At 37.3% G+C, this 18829-nt stretch carries 16 protein-coding genes; 5 read left to right on the top strand and 11 right to left on the bottom strand.

All coding sequences use genetic code 11. The features are described 5' to 3' along the window. The first annotated feature begins 32 nt into the window (after positions 1-32). Together PZ898_RS08505 and PZ898_RS08500 are read left to right on the top strand one after the other, a co-directional pair. Positions 33-596 carry a DUF1543 domain-containing protein gene (locus tag PZ898_RS08505; protein ID WP_228432438.1) on the top strand — a complete coding sequence of 188 codons (564 nt, stop codon included), beginning with the start codon at positions 33-35 and terminating at the stop codon, positions 594-596. A gap of 24 nt (positions 597-620) precedes the next feature. After that, positions 621-1733: a 5-(carboxyamino)imidazole ribonucleotide synthase gene (locus PZ898_RS08500; RefSeq protein WP_123279428.1), complete on the top strand. Its 1113-nt coding sequence runs from the start codon at positions 621-623 to the stop codon at positions 1731-1733. 289 nt (positions 1734-2022) lie between these two features. Here PZ898_RS08500 and PZ898_RS08495 read toward each other — a convergent pair whose 3' ends face one another. From PZ898_RS08495 to PZ898_RS08485, 3 genes are all read right to left on the bottom strand, one after another. Further along, a complete protein-coding gene (locus tag PZ898_RS08495; protein ID WP_110011785.1) occupies positions 2023-4146 on the bottom strand; it encodes a cation:proton antiporter in 2124 nt (707 codons plus the stop codon). Positions 4147-4152: 6 nt separating this feature from the next. Beyond that, on the bottom strand, positions 4153-4719 hold the full coding sequence (locus PZ898_RS08490) for a hypothetical protein (protein WP_062674493.1): 567 nt from the start codon (positions 4717-4719) through the stop codon (positions 4153-4155). 141 nt (positions 4720-4860) lie between these two features. Beyond that, a complete protein-coding gene (locus tag PZ898_RS08485; RefSeq protein ID WP_277695299.1) occupies positions 4861-5769 on the bottom strand; it encodes an EamA family transporter in 909 nt (302 codons plus the stop codon). A 256-nt stretch (positions 5770-6025) separates the two neighbouring features. Here PZ898_RS08485 and purE point away from each other — a divergent pair, with 256 nt between their 5' ends. Continuing rightward, positions 6026-6529 carry a 5-(carboxyamino)imidazole ribonucleotide mutase gene (gene purE, locus PZ898_RS08480; protein ID WP_123279431.1) on the top strand — a complete coding sequence of 168 codons (504 nt, stop codon included), beginning with the start codon at positions 6026-6028 and terminating at the stop codon, positions 6527-6529. Positions 6530-6581: 52 nt separating this feature from the next. Here purE and PZ898_RS08475 read toward each other — a convergent pair whose 3' ends face one another. The 7 genes from PZ898_RS08475 to ahcY all read right to left on the bottom strand — a co-directional run bounded on the left by PZ898_RS08475 (position 6582) and on the right by ahcY (position 15086). After that, positions 6582-8141 carry a BspA family leucine-rich repeat surface protein gene (locus PZ898_RS08475; RefSeq protein WP_123279432.1) on the bottom strand — a complete coding sequence of 520 codons (1560 nt, stop codon included), beginning with the start codon at positions 8139-8141 and terminating at the stop codon, positions 6582-6584. A 15-nt stretch (positions 8142-8156) separates the two neighbouring features. After that, positions 8157-9716 (bottom strand): BspA family leucine-rich repeat surface protein, encoded by a 1560-nt coding sequence (locus PZ898_RS08470; RefSeq protein WP_277695298.1) that lies wholly within the window; start codon positions 9714-9716, stop codon positions 8157-8159. 21 nt (positions 9717-9737) lie between these two features. Continuing rightward, positions 9738-11060 (bottom strand): BspA family leucine-rich repeat surface protein, encoded by a 1323-nt coding sequence (locus PZ898_RS08465; protein WP_120231906.1) that lies wholly within the window; start codon positions 11058-11060, stop codon positions 9738-9740. 139 nt (positions 11061-11199) lie between these two features. Further along, on the bottom strand, positions 11200-11592 hold the full coding sequence (gene yiaA, locus PZ898_RS08460; protein ID WP_034699887.1) for an inner membrane protein YiaA: 393 nt from the start codon (positions 11590-11592) through the stop codon (positions 11200-11202). Between the two features lie 362 nt (positions 11593-11954). Then, the gene (locus PZ898_RS08455) at positions 11955-12752 is read right to left on the bottom strand and encodes a hypothetical protein (RefSeq protein WP_062674505.1); all 798 of its coding nucleotides are present in this window, start codon (positions 12750-12752) and stop codon (positions 11955-11957) included. 120 nt (positions 12753-12872) lie between these two features. Then, entirely contained in the window at positions 12873-13670 is a 798-nt protein-coding gene (locus tag PZ898_RS08450) for a hypothetical protein (protein ID WP_277695297.1), read from the bottom strand. Between the two features lie 102 nt (positions 13671-13772). Next, the gene (gene ahcY / locus PZ898_RS08445) at positions 13773-15086 is read right to left on the bottom strand and encodes an adenosylhomocysteinase (protein ID WP_047433999.1); all 1314 of its coding nucleotides are present in this window, start codon (positions 15084-15086) and stop codon (positions 13773-13775) included. A gap of 167 nt (positions 15087-15253) precedes the next feature. On the opposite strand from ahcY, the gene PZ898_RS08440 reads away from it, so the two are divergent. Continuing rightward, the gene (locus PZ898_RS08440; protein ID WP_277695296.1) at positions 15254-15772 is read left to right on the top strand and encodes a pyridoxamine 5'-phosphate oxidase family protein; all 519 of its coding nucleotides are present in this window, start codon (positions 15254-15256) and stop codon (positions 15770-15772) included. Between the two features lie 185 nt (positions 15773-15957). Beyond that, on the top strand, positions 15958-16572 hold the full coding sequence (locus tag PZ898_RS08435) for a 4'-phosphopantetheinyl transferase family protein (protein WP_034699899.1): 615 nt from the start codon (positions 15958-15960) through the stop codon (positions 16570-16572). Here the strand turns inward: PZ898_RS08435 and PZ898_RS08430 are convergent. After that, positions 16553-18817: an FUSC family membrane protein gene (locus PZ898_RS08430; protein ID WP_120231902.1), complete on the bottom strand. Its 2265-nt coding sequence runs from the start codon at positions 18815-18817 to the stop codon at positions 16553-16555. The two genes, PZ898_RS08435 and PZ898_RS08430, sit on opposite strands and share 20 nt — an antisense overlap. Positions 18818-18829: the final 12 nt, after the last annotated feature.

Genomic DNA, 18829 nt, shown 5'->3' with positions numbered 1-18829 from the left:
GAAAAAGATAAATTTAACGTATTTTTGTATGCATGAAAAATGAATTGAAATTATTTTATGTCATCCTCGGGGCAACACCCAAAGGCAGAAATATAGAGCAGCACGATGTTTTCTTCGGAATTGCGGAGAATCTGAAAGATCTGATTCCTGATATGAAAGAATTTTGGAAGGAAGCAGAAGGAAAAATTCACCTGGATTGTTACCAGGAAGTGAAATTTGCAGACGGTTACAAGGTGAAAATTGTAGAAAAGGGAGAGAAGACATCAGAAAACCAGTTGTTTTTTCTGAATTTAGGAGGTTATAAGCCTGGTTTCTTTGAAGAATTTCATGAGCAGCACTTAATGGTAGGGCAGTCTATGGGGGAGATTGTTAAAAGAGCAAAAGCTACAGAATTCTATCAGACCATGGGATTTGAAGGTGCAGTAAGCCATATTGATGATAAGCATGGAGTGGATATTGATGATATTTTCAATGTGAGCGATATTCTTCCTGCGTATATGAAAGAAAAATATGCAATCATTCTTCAAAAGTCTGATGAAGAAAATCAAGAGAACCCAATGGGGCTAGGCTATTTAAAAATTGATAAAATTCAATAAGAGTAAATCTAATAAAAATAAAAAATGAAAATAGGAATTCTGGGAGGCGGACAGCTGGGAAGAATGTTGATACAAAGTGCACTGAAGTATGATGATGAGTTTTATACTCTGGATCCGGCCTCTGATGCACCATGTCATAATATCTCGTATTTTACACAGGGAAATTTCAATGACTATGAAACAGTTTTGAATTTCGGAAAAGATAAAGATGTTGTAACCATTGAAATAGAACACGTAAATGCTGATGCACTGGCAGAACTTGAAAAGCAGGGAATAAAAGTGGTTCCTAATGCCAATATCATCAAAACAATTCAGCAAAAAATCCTTCAGAAAGAATTTTATAAAGCTCATGATATTCCAAGCCCGGAATTTCAGGTGGTATGGAACAGTGATGAGAAAATCATCATGCCATTGCCGTTTGTTCAGAAGATGAATACCGGAGGCTATGATGGAAAAGGAGTACAGGTGATCAAAACGGAAGAAGACTATCAGCAACTATGGACTGAACCTTCTGTCATTGAAAGTCTTGTTGATATTGAAAAAGAACTTTCTGTCATTGTAGCAAGAAACGAAAAAGGAGAAACCAATATTTTCCCGGTAACGGAAATGGTTGCCGATCCAAAACTGAATCTATTGGATTTCAATGTATGTCCGGTTCTGCTGACGGAAGATGTTCAGAACCAGATTGATTCCATTACTGAAAAATTTCTGGCTGCAGTGAACTCTCCGGGGTTGTTTGCCATCGAATTATTCCTTGATAAAGAAGGAAAAGTATGGGTAAATGAAACTGCTCCAAGGCTTCACAATTCAGGACATCAGAGTCAGGAAGGAAATACTAATTCCCAATTTGAGCAAATGTACCGCGTGGTTAAAAATTTACCATTAGCGGATACTGACGCCATCACTTACAGCGGAATGCTGAATCTTGTAGGAGCAGAAGGATATTCCGGAAAAGTAGTCTATGAAGGAATGGAAGATGTTCTTAAGCTTCCTGAAACATACATCCACTTATACGGAAAAACTGAAACCAAGCCGGGAAGAAAAATGGGACATATCAACGTTCTTGCAGATTCCAGAGAAGAGCTTATGGAAAAGCTTGTACAGGTAAAAGGAATGGTAAGAGTAATTGCTGAGTAATATCATTTAAGATAAATAAAAGGGAGCTGTTTTAACTTTAAAAACAGCTCCCTTTTATTTATAAGATTATTCAATAGAAACGGGCTTTAGCCCGTTTAAAAATAATTGTCAACTCAATTGGCTTTAGCCGAAACTTAATTTTAGGTTTCGGTAAAGCTAATTTTTTCCTATGGTTCACATCGGGCTAAAGCTCGGAAGCTATTGAAGATTTAATTGTTTAATCATAAAGAAAAATTGATTATTCGCAGAGAAGAAACTTCTCGCACCCTTCTTCCTTCTTCCAGCCTTTTTATTTAAATATCTTCTGAATCACATTTCCAATCTCCACAAAATCCCCGTGATTTCCTACAGAACGTATTTCAGGGCTGTTTTTGTCATACTCCGAGAAAGGGAAAATCAGAAGGTAATTATTGTCTTTCAAATTCCTGTTCAGCAGTTCAGGGATCAGTCTCATTCTTGGAATATATGACTTCATACCGCGCTTGGCCATCAGAATAATCAAGGCTTCATCATCTTTCAGCTGTGCTGCGGTTCTTTCTCCGTCCTGCCATGTGCTCATGATAATGAATTCAGCTTCTATATTGGCTTTTTTAATGATTTTCTGAAGAATATCAATAATGTTTTCAGGAGCATAAAAAACAACTGTAGCTCCGGAATTTCTGGCAATGTTCCATACTCTCAGCAATGCATGGAAGAACCCTGCTTCCTGATGAGCATTTTCAGGAATCATCACTGCATATTTCTTAATGGTGGAAAGCGGTTGTGCAGCATGGTAAACCAGCACATTCACATCATCATTCTGCAGATAACCATTGTAAAGGTTATACACAAAAGAAGGGGAGAACCCTTTTTCATCTTCCAATCCGATGATAAGATCCGTTATTTTCTGTTCTTTAATCACATTATTGACCCCGTTGATGACATCATTGTCATATCTTTTTAAAGCCTGTAATTTCACATCTGCCGCCGCGGCTGCATCTGCTGCCTGGTGAAGAAGTTTCTCCGCATTCTTTACCGAAGATTCATTTTTGTCTTCGTTGATGACATTCAAAGCAAAAAGATCTTCTGTATTCGAATGTGCTTTGATCAGAATTCCCAGATTCACCATTCTCTCAACAGTGGCTTCGTGGTTGATGGCTAAGAGAATATTTTCTTCCTCATGGGTGTTTCCGGAAACGGTATCTTCATTATCACTCTCCGCAATTTTCTGAGCGCTCGCCATGGAAATAAAAGAAGAAATGGTACAGGAAATCAGGATAAGGAGAATACTTCCGTTCAGTACGTGTTCGTTTAATAATCTTACAGGTTCTCCGGTTTCGGTTTCGGAAAGGATGATGTTGTATCCTACCATTACAGAAGCCAGTGTTGCGGCTGCCGAAGCGGAGCTTAATCCGAAGATCAGTTTTCCTTCCTCTTTGGTTAGTCTGAATGTTTTTTGAGTGGCAACCGCAGAAAGGTATTTTCCTCCGATAGAAGCAACCAGCATAATTGCGGCAACTTCAAGTGTTTCCCAGCTTTTGAAGAAAACTTTAAAATCAATCAGCATTCCTACACTGATCAAAAAGAACGGGATAAATATGGCATTTCCTACAAACTCAACTCTGTTCATCAGAGAAGAAGTGTGAGGGATAAGTCTGTTTAACGCCAGTCCGGCAAAGAATGCTCCGATGATAGCTTCCACACCAGCCAGTTCAGCCAGCATAGCAGCCAGATAAATCATAACCAGTACAAAAATATACTGTGAGATTTTATCATCCACTCTTTTGAAAAACCATCGTCCTATAATAGGGAATACAATAAGTACAATAAGGGCAAAAACGACAAAAGAGACCGATAATTTAACCCAGAATTCTGTTCCCACATCACCTTGAGACATTCCCACAATCACAGCAAGTACCAATAAAGCAAGAATATCTGTGATCATCGTACCACCAACGGTGATGTTAACTGCTTTATTTTTCGCAATTCCCAACTTACTCACCAATGGATAAGCGATAAGCGTGTGAGACGAAAAAAGACTGGCAAACAGAATGGAAGTCAGCATAGAGAAGTGTAAAATATAATATCCTCCCAGATATCCCAGTACAAAAGGAACTGTAAAGGTATAGATACCAAAGGTGAGACTTTTCCATTTATTCTTCTTAAAATCCCCCATGTCGATCTCAAGACCTGCCAGAAACATAATGTATAGAAGCCCGGTGGTTCCGGTTACTACAATACTGCTGTCCCTGGATAATACATTGAATCCGTTCGGACCAATAATCGCTCCGGCAATGATAAGTCCCAGGAGATGAGGGACTTTAATTTTATTAAGCAGCAATGGGGCTGCCAGAATGATGACCAGTACCAACAGGAACTTCAGTACCGGATCTTCTATAGGAAGGCTCAGGTTGTGTATACTCAGTAAAATCATATGTGTTTATTTTGTGGAACGTACTAATTCAACAGAGAACTTGGCGGTACAGCCATCAGAAGTAATGGTTCTGGTTCCTTTGATCTTGTTGTCTGAAATATCATTAAGAAGAACGCTCATTTCTACATTCTTTTTGGCTGTAGAATCGGTTTTGAAAGACAGTCTGATTTCATTGTTTTCAAACTTGCCTGTATACAGCCTTACCAGATTATTGTTATTGATGATTTTGGTAATGGGCTGGGTAGAATCATTATCGAATTCCCAGATGTCAGTACGCTGGTCGCCTACAGCATATTCGCTGCAGTTGGATTCTGTACAGATTACTTTACCATTCCAAGGGCCGGAAATTTCTGTAGGCCATACAGCAGCAATTACTACAGAATCTTTTTTGGAAAAAATACTGTCTCTCATTTTCAGAAGTGACTGATATTCGGATTCTTTCTTCGCGAATAATTTCTCTTTGTCTAAAAGTTGTTTTTCCCTGTCTGTCAGGTTCTTTTCCTTCTCTTTGTAATCACAGCTTACCAATAGAAAAGAGGCAGCCAGCAATAAAAAAAATGTGTTTTTCAGCATATTGTATCGGTTGGAGTATACAATATAAGAAAAAATGAAGGAAATAGAAAATCCCCATATAACTGATCTGCTTTTAATTCTATTTAATACATTAAAAAACAGCGGGATCTAGGGTTGAAATAATGAATATTATTTTCTGATTTACGACTCGATTCTTTGTTTTTTAAACATGGCCGGATTGTAATTGATCACAAAGACCCCAACAATAATAAGTATGGCAGCGATGATGAATTTGGCAGAAATTTTTTCATCAAGAATCAGCCAGCTTAAAAAAATGGAAATTACCGTATTAATATAGGCCAGGATGGATACCTGAACCGGAGAAACTTTGGTCAATGCATAATGAAAAGCAAAAAATGCCGCTACAGAGCCAAAACAGGATAAATAAAGCATCGCAGAAATACTTTTCAGACTCCAGTTTCCGAAGTTGTAGTTTTCTGAAAAAAGGAAGGCAAAAATTATCTGGATAATTCCTGCAAAGGCAAACTGATAAAAGAGATTAAGTGAGATATTTCCGCTTTGAATGTTCAGTTTTTTGGTGAAAATAGTTCCTGAAGCCCATCCCGCAATGGCAATGAATAAAAATAATATTCCCAGTGCATAATCCGGGTTTTTCAGATCATTAATGCCATCCCAGAAAATAAAAAGAATGCCGCTGAAACACAGAACAACTCCGGTAAAAGCCCGCCAGCTGAATTTCTGCAGGCCTAAAGCCATACTTCCGAAAAATACCAGGATAGGAGAGCAGGCACTTATCAGTGAAGTAAGGCTGCTGGTAACTTCCTCTTCCGCTACTGTAGTCATTCCGTTTGCAATCACAAGCATTAATAAAGAGAAGATAAACTGGTATTTCAGGCTTGTCCAGCCTATCCATTTGAATTCTTTTCTATAGGTAAGAATAAGGAACATGATAATCGCTGCAAGAAATTGACGTATTCCTGCGACAAACCAGGCAGGAATAGTTTCTACCGCAACCCTTATTGATAAAAACGTAGTACCCCAGACAATAGCAACGGTACATACAGCCAGTGTAAGTTTATAATCTTTCAATTTTAATGTGGTGTAACAGCAAATATATCTATTTCTCCAGCGATTTTTATGGATACAGATCCTGTAATTTATAGGAGTACAGATGAAAAATTTGAGCCAAAAATAACTTTATTAATTCTTTACATTTTAAATGGAAGATCTATTGAAAGATTAAATTATTTTAGGAATTATAATCATAAATCGTGTCCCGGATTTTTTGTACTCTTTCCTCTTTACATTTTTATTTTTTATCTTTGAACATCTAATAAAATTGAAGATGGTAGGAATTATTATGGGCAGTCAGAGTGATCTGCCGATTATGGAACAGGCTGCAAATTTTCTTAAAAGCCTTGATATCCCTTATGAATTGACAGTAGTTTCAGCGCACAGAACTCCGGAAAGAATGTTCGATTATGCAAAAACTGCTAAGGAAAGAGGGCTGAAGGTCATTGTAGCCGGAGCAGGTGGAGCAGCACATCTTCCGGGGATGGTGGCGAGTTGTACTACACTTCCGGTAATCGGGGTTCCTATTTTGTCCAGTAATTCTATAGACGGATGGGACTCTGTTTTATCTATCCTTCAGATGCCCGGTGGGATTCCGGTAGCTACCGTAGCTTTGAACGGAGCTTTGAATGCCGGGATTTTAGCTGCAAAAATTTTAGGAAGCGGTAATGAAGAAGTCGCTGCAAAACTTCAGAAATATCAGGATTCTTTAAAAGATAAAGTACTGGGAACAGTAGATGATATCAAAGCCCAGCATCCTAATTACTTTGACCAATAGATTATTTTTCAACTCAAAATAAAAGCCTCACTTTTCAGCGAGGCTTTTTACTTTATTTTTTAATGAATTTTGAAGAGATGGTCTGATCTTTCAAAATGAGCTGTAAAATATAATTTCCTTTCGGTAATGATCCTACATTGATCATTTCTTTATTAGGATTTCCTTCCAGTACAAGCCTTCCACTTGCATCAAAAATTCTGTACTTTTTAATGTCACTTAGTCCTTCAATATGAATATCATCCACAGCGGGATTGGGATATAGTGAAAGTTTTTTATTCAGCCTGACTTCTGATGAGGACAGTAAACAGTTTCCTACCGTATCACCCGACATCGTCCATCCTTTGCTGATGAGAATATTTCTTTTATCTGCGGCATTGGAAGCATAAGTCAAAGGGGTTACAATATCTAAATCAACATTATTGGCAGTATCAGGATTATCTGCCCATGCTGCAAGTGTTTTACTGAAATTTTCACAATCTATTCCTGTCTGCATCAAAGCCTGGGCTCCGTTATTAACGCTGGCAAGATTCCAGCTTGCAAGGGAATGATTAAAGTTGGGCGTTTCCTTAAGAATCTGGTCTATTCTGGTAACCTTGGTCATATCCCAGTTTTCCAGGGAATGACTATAGGCCGTGCAGCCATGAATAGCATGGGCCATATTGGTAATTTTAGACGTATTCCAATTATTTAAGGATTGATTGAAACTGGAATCAAAATGGAACATAAAACGGATGTCTTCAAGGCTTGAGGTATCCCAGTTATCCATAGGCTGATTATAGTTTGGACAAAGAGCAAACATCCATTTCATATCAGTGACATTAGAAACGTTCCAGTTGTTTAAGGTCTGATTAAAGATTCCCCTTCCTCCAAACATAAAACTGAGATCAGTTGCTGACGACATATTCCAGCTATTAAAATAAGGAGGGTTGAACTGATCAGGAAGTGAGTTATTGATACTGTCAAAGATAATCGCAAACATAAATCTGAAATTCTTAATCTTAGAAGTATTCCAGTTTTGCATGGAGCTTGCACCTGTAAAGGTTTTTGCGCCATAAAACATATAAGAAGCATCTTCAACATTACTAAGATTTGGGATATCTGTAGCAGTAAGCTGAACAAGTTTACATTGGCTGAAAGCACTGTTCATCGTTGTCCATGCAATATTTCCCCATTGTTCTATTTCCAGTATCTTATCTGCACTTCCGTTGATCTGCCACACCGGGAAAATCTGATCCTGAAGCTGAACCTCTTGTACATCTCCAAATTTTATGTGTTGAAAAACTCCATTCCCGTTACTCACTTTTACCCTATATTTTGCATCATTCTTTTCTGCGATTGATGTACCAAAATCAATAAGAACCTGTTTTGTAGAGGTTATATTGGTAAGAGAACCGTTGTGCTGGGGATAGTCTACCTCTTCCCAATAAATATCATAGTTTTCACCAATTCCGGGAAACCATATTTGCTGAGAACTTGCCTGGTAGGGAGCACTTACAGTGACAGGCTGTATTACCGTAGAAGCAGGCTTCCAGATCGTGATAAACTCATTCTGGGCTTTTACTATACACAACAGGAAAATAAAAAGTCCTGTCGAAAATTTTTTCAATACCATATTGAGGTTTTATAGTTATTTCTTAATGAATTTTGAAGAAATTGTTTTTTCTTTCATGATCAGTTGTATCATATAATTCCCTTTAGGTAAGGAACTTACATTGATGATATCATTATTGGGATTTCCTTCCTTTACCAGTCTTCCGCTCGCATCATAAATCTTGTAATTTTTTATATCACTTAATCCTTCAATATGAATATCATCTACAGCAGGATTAGGGTAAAGCAGAGTTTTTTTATTTAGCTTTATATCCGATGAAGATAGTAAACAGCTTCCCACCACATCACCTACTATTGACCAGCCTTTATTGACGAGAATATCCCTTTTGTCTGATACATTGGACGCATATTTTAATCCTTGTACAGAACCTAATGAAACATTGTTGGCTGTATTGGGATTGTCTGCCCATCCCATAAGGGTTTTGCTGTAATTTTCACAGTTAAGACCAGACATTGTTAAAGCAGCATTACCATTGTTAAGAGAAACTAAGTTCCAGTTTCCTAATGACTGATTGAAACCTGAAGCAAAATTAAGGATCTGGTCTATTCTGGTCACTTTTGTCATATCCCAATGGTCTAAAGGCTGATTAAAGGTTGTACAGCCATGAAATATATGCGCCATATTGGTCACTTTGGAAGTATTCCAGTTTAATGGCTGATTGAAAACAGGAATCATATGAAACATAAAATGCATGTCCTCAAGGCTTGAAGTATCCCAGTTATCCAGTCGCTGATTGAAACTTAAGCACTGGCCAAACATCCAGCTCATATCGGTCACCTTTGAGACATCCCAGCTATTGAGAGTCTGGTTAAAAACTGTTCTGTTTCCAAACATATAGCTGAGGTTGGTGGCTGAAGACATATTCCAGCTGTCCAGATAAGGTGAGTTGAACTGTTCTATTAATGTAGCAGAAGGATTCACATCAAATAAAAGAGAAAGCATAAAACTAAAATTCTTAATTTTCGAAGTATCCCAGTTTTGCATAGAGCTGGCGCCCGTAAAGCTGGTTGTGCCATAAAACATGAAAGAAGCATCCTCTACATTATTAAGATTGGGAGTATCTGTTGCTGTAAGCTGCATAAGCCTGCACAGACTGAAGGCGCTCTCCATGGTGGTCCAAGAAATATTACCCCATTGTTCTATTTCTAATATTTTATCTGAACTTCCATTGATCTGCCAGATAGGAAAAACTTGCTCAGGACCAGGAAATAGTTGAGGCGTTCCGAATTTTATCTGCCTGAAAGTTCCATTTCCATTTGTAACTTTTACCCTGTATTTGGCATCATTTTTTTCTGCGATTGACGTCCCGAAGTCTATAAGAACCTGTTTTGTGGAAGTTACATCGAGAAGAGAACCATTGTGTTGCGGATAGCCTACTTCCTCCCAGTAAATATCATAATTATCACCAATTCCGGGAAACCATATTTGCTGTGTAGTTGCCTGATAAGGAGCATCTACATTTACAGCTGGTAATACTGTAGAGGCCGGCTTCCAGATAGTGATAAATTCATTTTGTGCCTTTGCCAGAAATAGTAACAAAATAAAAATGAGTGTTGGAATTTTCTTTAGAATCATGGTTATCGTTTTATGATTAGTTTATTGTTTGATGAACGGAAGTGAATGAATTGTATCCTTTGTCAAAATTTGTAGAATATAATTTCCCGGAGTCAAAAGTCCGATAGCAATCTTTTCATGTTCAAGATTGTCTTTGGCGACAGTTCTTCCGCTCATATCGGTGATGATAAAACTTACCGGATGCTGAATATTTTTAAGATAAATCACATCCTTTGCAGGATTTGGGTAAATAGCAGGTTTATTACTGATCTCCTTTTCAGACGTTGAAAGTGTCTGGTTGCAGAGTCCGTTGTAAGCATCACCTGATATAATCCATCCTTTAGAATTAATTAAATAATTTCTGGCAGTTACGGCATCGGCATGAGAATAGATTAATGGCGAAGCACTGGATAAGTTAATATTACTGGGTGTTGATGAACTCTGGCTCCATCCAAAAAGCGTTTTATCATAATTCACACAGCTCATGGCAGAATTGAGAAACATTCCGGTGGCTGTTGTTAATGAACTTAAATTCCATCTTCCGATATTTTGATTAAAAGCAGTGCCAGAGAACATTTCACTCATATCAGTAACATTGGAGGTATTCCAGTTTTGAAGGTCCTGGTTAAAATTTCCAGAATCATGAAACATATGTCTCATGGTGGTCACCTTCGCTGTGTTCCACTTACTCAAAGATTGGTTGAATCCGGTATAGTCAAACATATATGACATATCCGTAACATTCGAAGTATCCCAGTTTCCCAGTGGCTGGTTGAAGAGATAATTGTCACCAAACATATAATACATATCGGTGATGGTAGAAGTGTTCCAGGTATCAAAAGAAGGATTGCCGATGAGTGACATACACAAATAAAACATCTGACGCATACTGGTGGCCATGCTGAGGTCCGGTGCATCAGTAGCTGTAACATCCATGTTGTCGCAGTATACAAAAGCATTGTCAAAGCTTTTCCATTTTATATTTCCCCACTGGGCAATCTGGGTTATTTTTGAGCGGTCTGGAGCATTGTAAGTGGGAGTTAATGTATTGTCGAAGAATCTTACCTGGTCAAAACTTCCAGTGCCGTCACTGATTTTAATTCTGTAACTTGCTTGAGATGATACAGGATTAAAAGGTACACCCAAGTTGATTATGAATTCGGTCGTGGAAGTTACATTACTCATTGTACCATTATGCTGAGGATATCCTACTTCTTCCCAATATACTTTGAAATTGGTTCCTCTGCCGGGAAATTTAATGAGTTGTGAGTTTTGCGTTTTCCAGATCGTTATAAACTCATTTTGTGCTTTTGAAAGTTGGAATGCTGCTATAAACAGAGCAGAAATTATTAGTTTTTTGTACATGTCATTAGTTTGTGAAATAAGCACAGCTAAAATAGCAAAAAACTTAATATATTTTTAACTTAAATGTAAAGTTTGTAGTAATTTATAAATTTCAATGAAATTATTTAAATAAAAAACTCTCCGTTTTGGAGAGTTTACTTTATTCCTGAAGCATATTATCACGGGTGTTTTTCTGAACTGCAATAGCTCCGAAGAGTGCCAGTAGAAAGGCAAAGGCATAAAAACCTTTTTCACTTGGAAGGATGGTGGCATTCCAAAGTCCGATGGCCAGTAATACAATGGATGATAATGTAGCAAACCAGCAGATTCCATAATAAATATCTGTTACCTGAATGTTTTCTAATCTGTCACGTACTGCTTTCTGTAAAGAAACCACAGCGAATAAACCATAAAGAAGGATGGTGAAATAATATCCCTTCTCATTCAGCAGCATTTCTGCTCTTGCAAGACCGACAATAAAGCCAATCATTCCTGCTCCCAATGCTACCCACGACGCAGCTACAAATGCATTCGATACTCTTTGTTTTTTCATAGTTTAATGTTTTGTTTAAGAGGGCTAAGATATTCATTTTTTATAAATAGAGCTCTGACAAAGGGAAAATATGGGAAAAATACTGGATGAAATGATGAAGTAGGTGTATGTTTCAGGCTCCCTTCGTCTAAACTCAGGATATAACCCGTTACCATTGAATAATATAAATCTATTCATCATTCATCACTCATCATTTATCAATTATAATTCATCATTTTCTCCTAGCCCCGATAGCAGCGTTTACCCCGGAGCATGAGAGGGAGAGTTGGTGGGTAAGAGGCTGGGGTAGGTTGGGGCGAGGAGTATGAGTGGATAGCGGGAATCAGCTCATAAAAAAACTCTCCAAAATGGAGAGCCTTGTTTTACTGAGTGATATATTCGTAAGTATATTTTGCATAATCATTATTATCCAGTTTTACCATGACCTGAGTTGGCAGTTGATTACTATTATATTCTATCTGATAGGTAAAATTCATAATTTGACTCCAGTTTCCAGTGCCATCTTTGCCACTTATTTTTACTGTGGTGTAATTATTTTGACTTAAAAACTCTGCTCCTCCCATAATCATTCTAAAATATTTGCCCATCAAAGAATAGGGATTTACCTTATTATCATATGAAAATTCTTTTTTATTAGTATGTGGACCGCCGATACCATCACTAACCGAAATTTCTTCCGAAACATTATCACCACTATAAGTATATGACATGGTAGACGGAATGGGACAACTGGAAGACTCACAAGTAGAAGTTCCAGTAACTTTACCATTGGTATACGTCATTGTTGTATTATAGTGAGTATCTGGATCTATTTTCTTAATCATCGTAAGCTGATCACCATTATAAGTAAACGTTTTATAATAAGCTACGGTACCATCTGCTTTATGGTAAGTAATTTTTGAAGGTTTTCCGGCACCGTCATATTCCAGAACGGAGGTTGTAGTTTCTGATGTAATTTTAAGTAATTGTTTCTGACTGTTATAATCTAATTTTGTAATACTGGTGTGCGGTCCGGAGGGACTTGTATAATAAACTGTAGTGACTTTACTTAATAATATTTGAGAATCAGAAGGATTGGGTTCATTATTTTCGTCATTATTGCTACTGCAGTTGAGGAATAAAAATGAGCTCATCAACCCGATAAATAATTGGTTTTTCATGTATTTAAAAGTTTTATTAAATAAGGATTAAATATATTCATTATTTATAAAAACAGGCTTAATTGATGACGAATATATCAGATAAAAAAACTCTCCAAATTTTGAAGAGTTAAAGCCTTATTATTGAGTGATATATTCGTAAGTATACTTCGCTGAAAGATTTCCGTTGGCTTCTTTTGAAATCACCTCAGTAGGATAACCAGCGCTGTTGTATTGAATGGTGGAAGTTCGGGTTTGATTTTGTGTCCAGACTCCATTACTTTTATAGCTGATTTTTTCCGTCAGATAATTATTTTGACTTACAGCGTAGGCTCTTCCCATCATAATTTTTAAATATTTGTTGATATTGATGTATGGGTTCTGTTTATCATCATATGAGTAAACAATTTTTGTGCTGTAGCTGGATCCTCCACCTTCTGAAATTTCTGTTGAAATATTGTTTCCATCATAAGTATAAGTATCCACGATGGGGTTGGAACAGGCTGGTGACTGGCAAAGAGATGAAGAAATTACCTGTCCGTTGGTATTATAATTATAAGTAATGGTTCTGTTATAATCCGGATTAGTAGTATAAATGGCTTTAACCGTCGTAAGCAGATCTCCATTGTAACTATATGCTGAGTAATAGTCTACCGTACCATCTGGTTTATAATATGTGGTTTTAGTTGGTTTTCCATTACTATATTCGAACTTGGAAGTTCCTAAAGCTGATGTTGTTTTGATAAGCTCACCCTGATTATTGTATTCCAGAGTTTGTATGCTTGTCTGCGGCTGCGATGGGTTGTCATAATAAACTATTGTGACTTTGCTTAACAATACTTTAGAAGAGGTATTGTTTCCCTCATTATCATCATTACTGCTGCAGCTGTTAAAGAATACCACAGAACTCATGAGTCCCAGAAATAAGAATTTTTTCATGTTATTTTTTTAGGGGACAAAAATAACGAATGGATTATTTCTCTCCATAAAAAAATCCCACTATCTTAGAAATAGTGGGATCATATCATGTTTTGTTAAGATCTAGTATCTGTAGTACTCAGGCTTGAATGGCCCTTTTACGTCTACTCCGATATACTCAGCCTGCTCAGGAGAAAGAGTTTCAAGCTCTACGCTTAATTTCTTAAGGTGTAAAGCAGCTACTTTTTCATCCAGGTGCTTAGGAAGCATATATACTTCGTTTTTGTAAGCTGCAGAGTTATTCCATAGCTCTATCTGTGCCAACGTCTGGTTTGAGAAAGAGTTAGACATTACGAAACTTGGGTGGCCTGTAGCACATCCTAAGTTAACCAATCTACCTTCTGCAAGGATGATTACCTCTTTTCCTTCAATAGTGTAGATATCTACCTGAGGCTTCACTTCAGATTTAGTCTGACCGTAGTTTTTGTTCAACCATGCCATATCGATTTCATTATCGAAGTGACCGATGTTACAAACGATCGCTTTATCTTTCATTTTAAGGAAATGTTCTCCTCTTACGATATTGAAGTTACCTGTTGTAGTGATGATGATATCAGCATTGTCTACCACAGTGTCTAATCTTTTTACTTCGTAACCGTCCATAGCAGCCTGAAGTGCACAGATCGGGTCAATTTCAGTAACAGTAACGATAGAACCGGCTCCTCTGAATGAAGCAGCAGTACCTTTACCTACGTCTCCGTATCCGCAAACTACCACTCTTTTTCCAGCAAGCATTACGTCTGTAGCTCTTCTTACTGCATCTACAGCAGATTCTTTACATCCGTATTTGTTGTCGAATTTAGATTTAGTAACCGAATCATTTACGTTGATGGCAGGCATTACTAAAGTTCCGTTCTTCATTCTTTCGTAAAGTCTGTGAACACCGGTAGTGGTTTCTTCAGAAAGACCTTTGATATCTTTTGTGAACTCAGGATATTTATCAAAAACCATGTTTGTTAAATCTCCACCATCATCCAAAATCATGTTTAATGGCTTTCTGTCTTCACCAAAGAATAAAGTCTGCTCAATACACCAGTCAAATTCCTCTTCATTTAATCCTTTCCATGCATACACCGGAATTCCAGCAGCAGCAATAGCAGCAGCAGCGTGATCCTGTGTAGAGAAAATATTACAAGATGACCATGTAACTTCAGCTCCTAAAGCTACAAGAGTCTCGATAAGCACAGCCGTTTGGATAGTCATGTGAAGACATCCTGCGATTCTTGCTCCTTTCAGTGGCTGAGACGGTCCGTATTCTTCACGGATAGCCATCAGACCTGGCATTTCTGCTTCTGCAAGGGTAATTTCTTTTCTACCCCATTCTGCAAGGGAGATATCCTTAACTTTATAAGGAACGTATTGTGTTGTAGTACTCATATGTAATGAATAGTTTTAAAATTCAATTGATAACGAAAGGCAAAATTACGATTTATAATTAAGATATAAAAACAACCGAGCAAGTTCAGGTTTATGAGATTAAACATAGTTTAATATTATTTAGTCTTAATATAAATAACTAATTTTAGCTGATAAACAAATATATTATGAATCAAACCCATACAGAAAAGAGAATCAAACCTGTTGCTCCCAAAGTACAGGAACTGATCAATGCTTCAAAAAGTGTAATTCTTGCTACTGTTGATGCCGAAGGAAATCCTAATTCAAGCTATGCACCTTTTGTACAGGTAGATCAGACATTCTATATTCTGGTATCTTTCATGGCAAAACATACTAAAAACCTTGCAGACGGAAGAAAGACATCCATTATGTTTATTGAAGATGAATCTGCCACCAAACAGATCTATGCCCGCGAACGCCTTACTATTGATGCAACTACTTCTCAGATTGAAAGAGATTCTGAAGTATGGAATGCTGTTGTTGCGAAACTTAGAGAAACTCACGGCAAAGTTGTAGAGGTAATTTCCGACATGGGAGATTTTATTTTAATTGCCCTTCAACCTGTAAAAGGATCTTATGTCAACGGATTTGGAAGTGCTTATTTTGTGGATGCCAATCTGGAAATTATAGAGCATAGAAATGATGCGAATCATCAGTCTAAATAATTAGCTGGAAGCTGGAAGAATGATGCTGGAAGTTATAAAGATTAAGGAAACAAAGAGTTTGTTTTTTCCTCAACAGATTTTTCGGTCTGAAAATTTTTTTTATCACGAATGGTAGCATCCGGCATCCATCTTCCATTACTTTCAACTTCCGCATCTTTTCACTATTTTTGCCTAATAAAAAAAGAATGCCCCTCTACAGAGATTTTTCAGATGATAATGCCACAATTCTGGTTTGGAAGTACGATGAAAGTGAAGAACTTGATATCAACCAACTTCTGGAGCCTGAAAATGCTGAGAAGGTAAAAGATTATCATCCTAAAAAATTGCTGGAAGTCCTGATGGTTCGCAAGCTCCTGAAAGGATTAAAGCCTAATTCTAAAATTTTATATAAAGAAAGAGAACCTTTTCTTTCTCCCAATGATGCGGAAATTTCCATTACGCATTCTTTTCCCTTTGCAGCCATTGCTATTTCTAAAAATAAAATAGGAATTGACGTAGAGAAGTTCAATCCTAAAATTTTAAGGGTGATTGATAAATTCACCTATGAAAATGAACGTGGATTTATTCCGGAAGACAAAGCGGATACTTTCTATACCATTATATGGAGTGTGAAGGAAAGTATGTACAAAATCCATCATTCAAAATACTGGTCTTTAAAAAAGAATTATGAAGTAAAGCCTTTTGAGCTGAAGCATCTTCATAAAATAAGCTGCCGGGTATATGATGATGAGTTTTCAGATGAGTTCAAAGCGAGGGTAGAGTTTTTTGATGACTACTGCTTTACGATTGTGGAGGAGTAGGCTCAGTTTCATTTTTATATTTTTCGATCACTTTTCTCTGTTCCTTTGCGACATCATAGATCAGCTCCAGAATATCGTGGATATTTTTAAGCTCGGTTAAATGTGAAATTTTATCAGGATCTCTTCGGTCCACAATTTCATTTTCTTCAATCTCTGTTTTTCTTTTCAGGAGCATATCTTCAATGGAAGAATCTTCCGGCTCAAGGCGGCTTTCCATTTTCAACGTTTCGTTGATATCATTTCCGCTGAGAAGGGTAGAGGTCTGCTGCATTTCTGCCTCAATCTTTCTGCTCCAGCTTTCAGCATCTATTTCAGGATATTGCTCATTACTTTTGGAATATTGAGACAGAGAAGCGGTATAGGCCGTAATCAAATGTGATGTAGCTACAAACTGGTGTACAACTTCCAGCTTTTTCTGTTGATTTTTAGGATCGGAAATCATTCTCTGGAAATTATCAGAAAGATTGGCCAGTGAAATAATGGCATTTTTTCGCTTTACCTTATAATCTTCAAGATCAAACTTTCCCTCTAAGAATTTAGAAATCACACTCTGGAAATAAATAAGGTTGTCTGCGGCAGACTTTTTCATCAGATCCAGATTTTGGGTGTGTTCCCAAACAGGCAATACGATATAAGACACTGCAAAAGCAATGATTCCCGCAATAGCAGTATCCAGGATTCTGTCTTTAAAAATAATATTAACCTTCCCCGGATTTAAAAAATTAAAGCTAAGGAAAACATAAATCGTCATGAATAATACCGCCCAGAAATACCGTCCTTTCAAAAAGCTGAAACACATGATCATACTAATGAGCAGAATAGCAAATAAAACGCCGTTAATATGTACAAAATACAGAATGGCATAAGCAATACTTGCTCCGGCAATGGTTCCATAGAGACGGAGAAGGTTTCTCTGTTTAGTGATGGAATAAGCGGGTTTTAAGATCGCTGTAATGGTAATTAATATCCAATACGTGTGTCCCAGTCCCAGAAAATCGAACATAGAGAAAACGTATCCCAATAGCAGAGCTGTTGTAATTCTAATAGCATGGCGGAAATGGGAAGATGATAAGGAAATATTATTTCTTAGAACCTTGGCATTAAGTTTAGGTTCATTAGGCATGAATTTTTTAAGGTCTAGCCCTGTAGATAAACTTTTCGCCAGTTTGATATCCTGTGAAAATACTTTATAGATCTCATTAATTTCTTTCGTTATCTCATAGATACGCATCAGGATCTGGCGCAGGATCATGAAATTTTCCAGATTGTCCGGCGAAAGCTGCTTATTTCTGAGTTCGAAATAATTATAATTTAAGCTTTTTAATTCCTGTTCCAGGTTAAACATTGGCTTTGCTCTGGTACCACTTTGAAGAGCAATTCCGATATTGGTGATCTCCTCAGCCAGAAGATTAAGATAATCATGGATATTCACCAGGATCATACTTTCTTCAAAACTCTGTTGCAGTTTCTGATAGTCACTTTCAGAGGTCATCAGTTTTTCATGAAGGTCCATCGAGTTCAGGAACATCAGCATTAATAGACGGCTGGTGGTCGTAGATTCATTGACGATAGTTCTTGTTTTGAAAACGGTTTCTCTGGTATCTTCCTGAAGGTTTTTTATTTCAATCTGCTTGGCAATAACCTGAGTGGTCAGTTTATTAAAATCCGGATTTTTCTGATAATAATTGGCTTTGATCTTTAAAAACTCTGCCAGCTGAAGATAATTTTCGCCAATCATCTGGCTTGCCAGTTTATAAGGACGAATGGTAGTTACAATAAGGAATATCAACAGAAACCAGATACAGCCTGAAGCAAATATCAGCAGACTTTTAAAGATATTGCTTCCTGTAAGATGCCCGTCAATAAAGATGGCCAGTACTACCAAAGATAATGAGCCTACTGCAGCCAATCTCTGGCCATAAACGCCAATCAGGGAGAAAAACATCCCGAAAACAATGACTTCCAGAATGACCAGTACTTTAATATTCATCACAAGACTGGCAATAAGTGCTACAAAGACAAAACAGCAGATCGCAAAAGTAAGGGCATTTCTTCTTCGGATAAAAGGACCGGGCTGGTCGGTAAGAGCTACAAAGCTGGTTCCGAGAGGGAAAAGGAAGTATTCTTTCAAAATCCCGAAGTGGGCGAGGACTAAACAAGGCAGAACAGTAGCTAATGTAATTCTGATCGCAGAATATACATATTGACTGGTTACAAATTTTTTTAGTTCCGCCGAATAGTTCATATTACAAAAATA

The sequence above is a fragment of the Chryseobacterium sp. WX genome (assembly GCF_029542485.1).
Lineage (GTDB): Bacteria > Bacteroidota > Bacteroidia > Flavobacteriales > Weeksellaceae > Chryseobacterium > Chryseobacterium cucumeris.
This window is presented reverse-complemented; position numbering and strand designations above follow the sequence as displayed.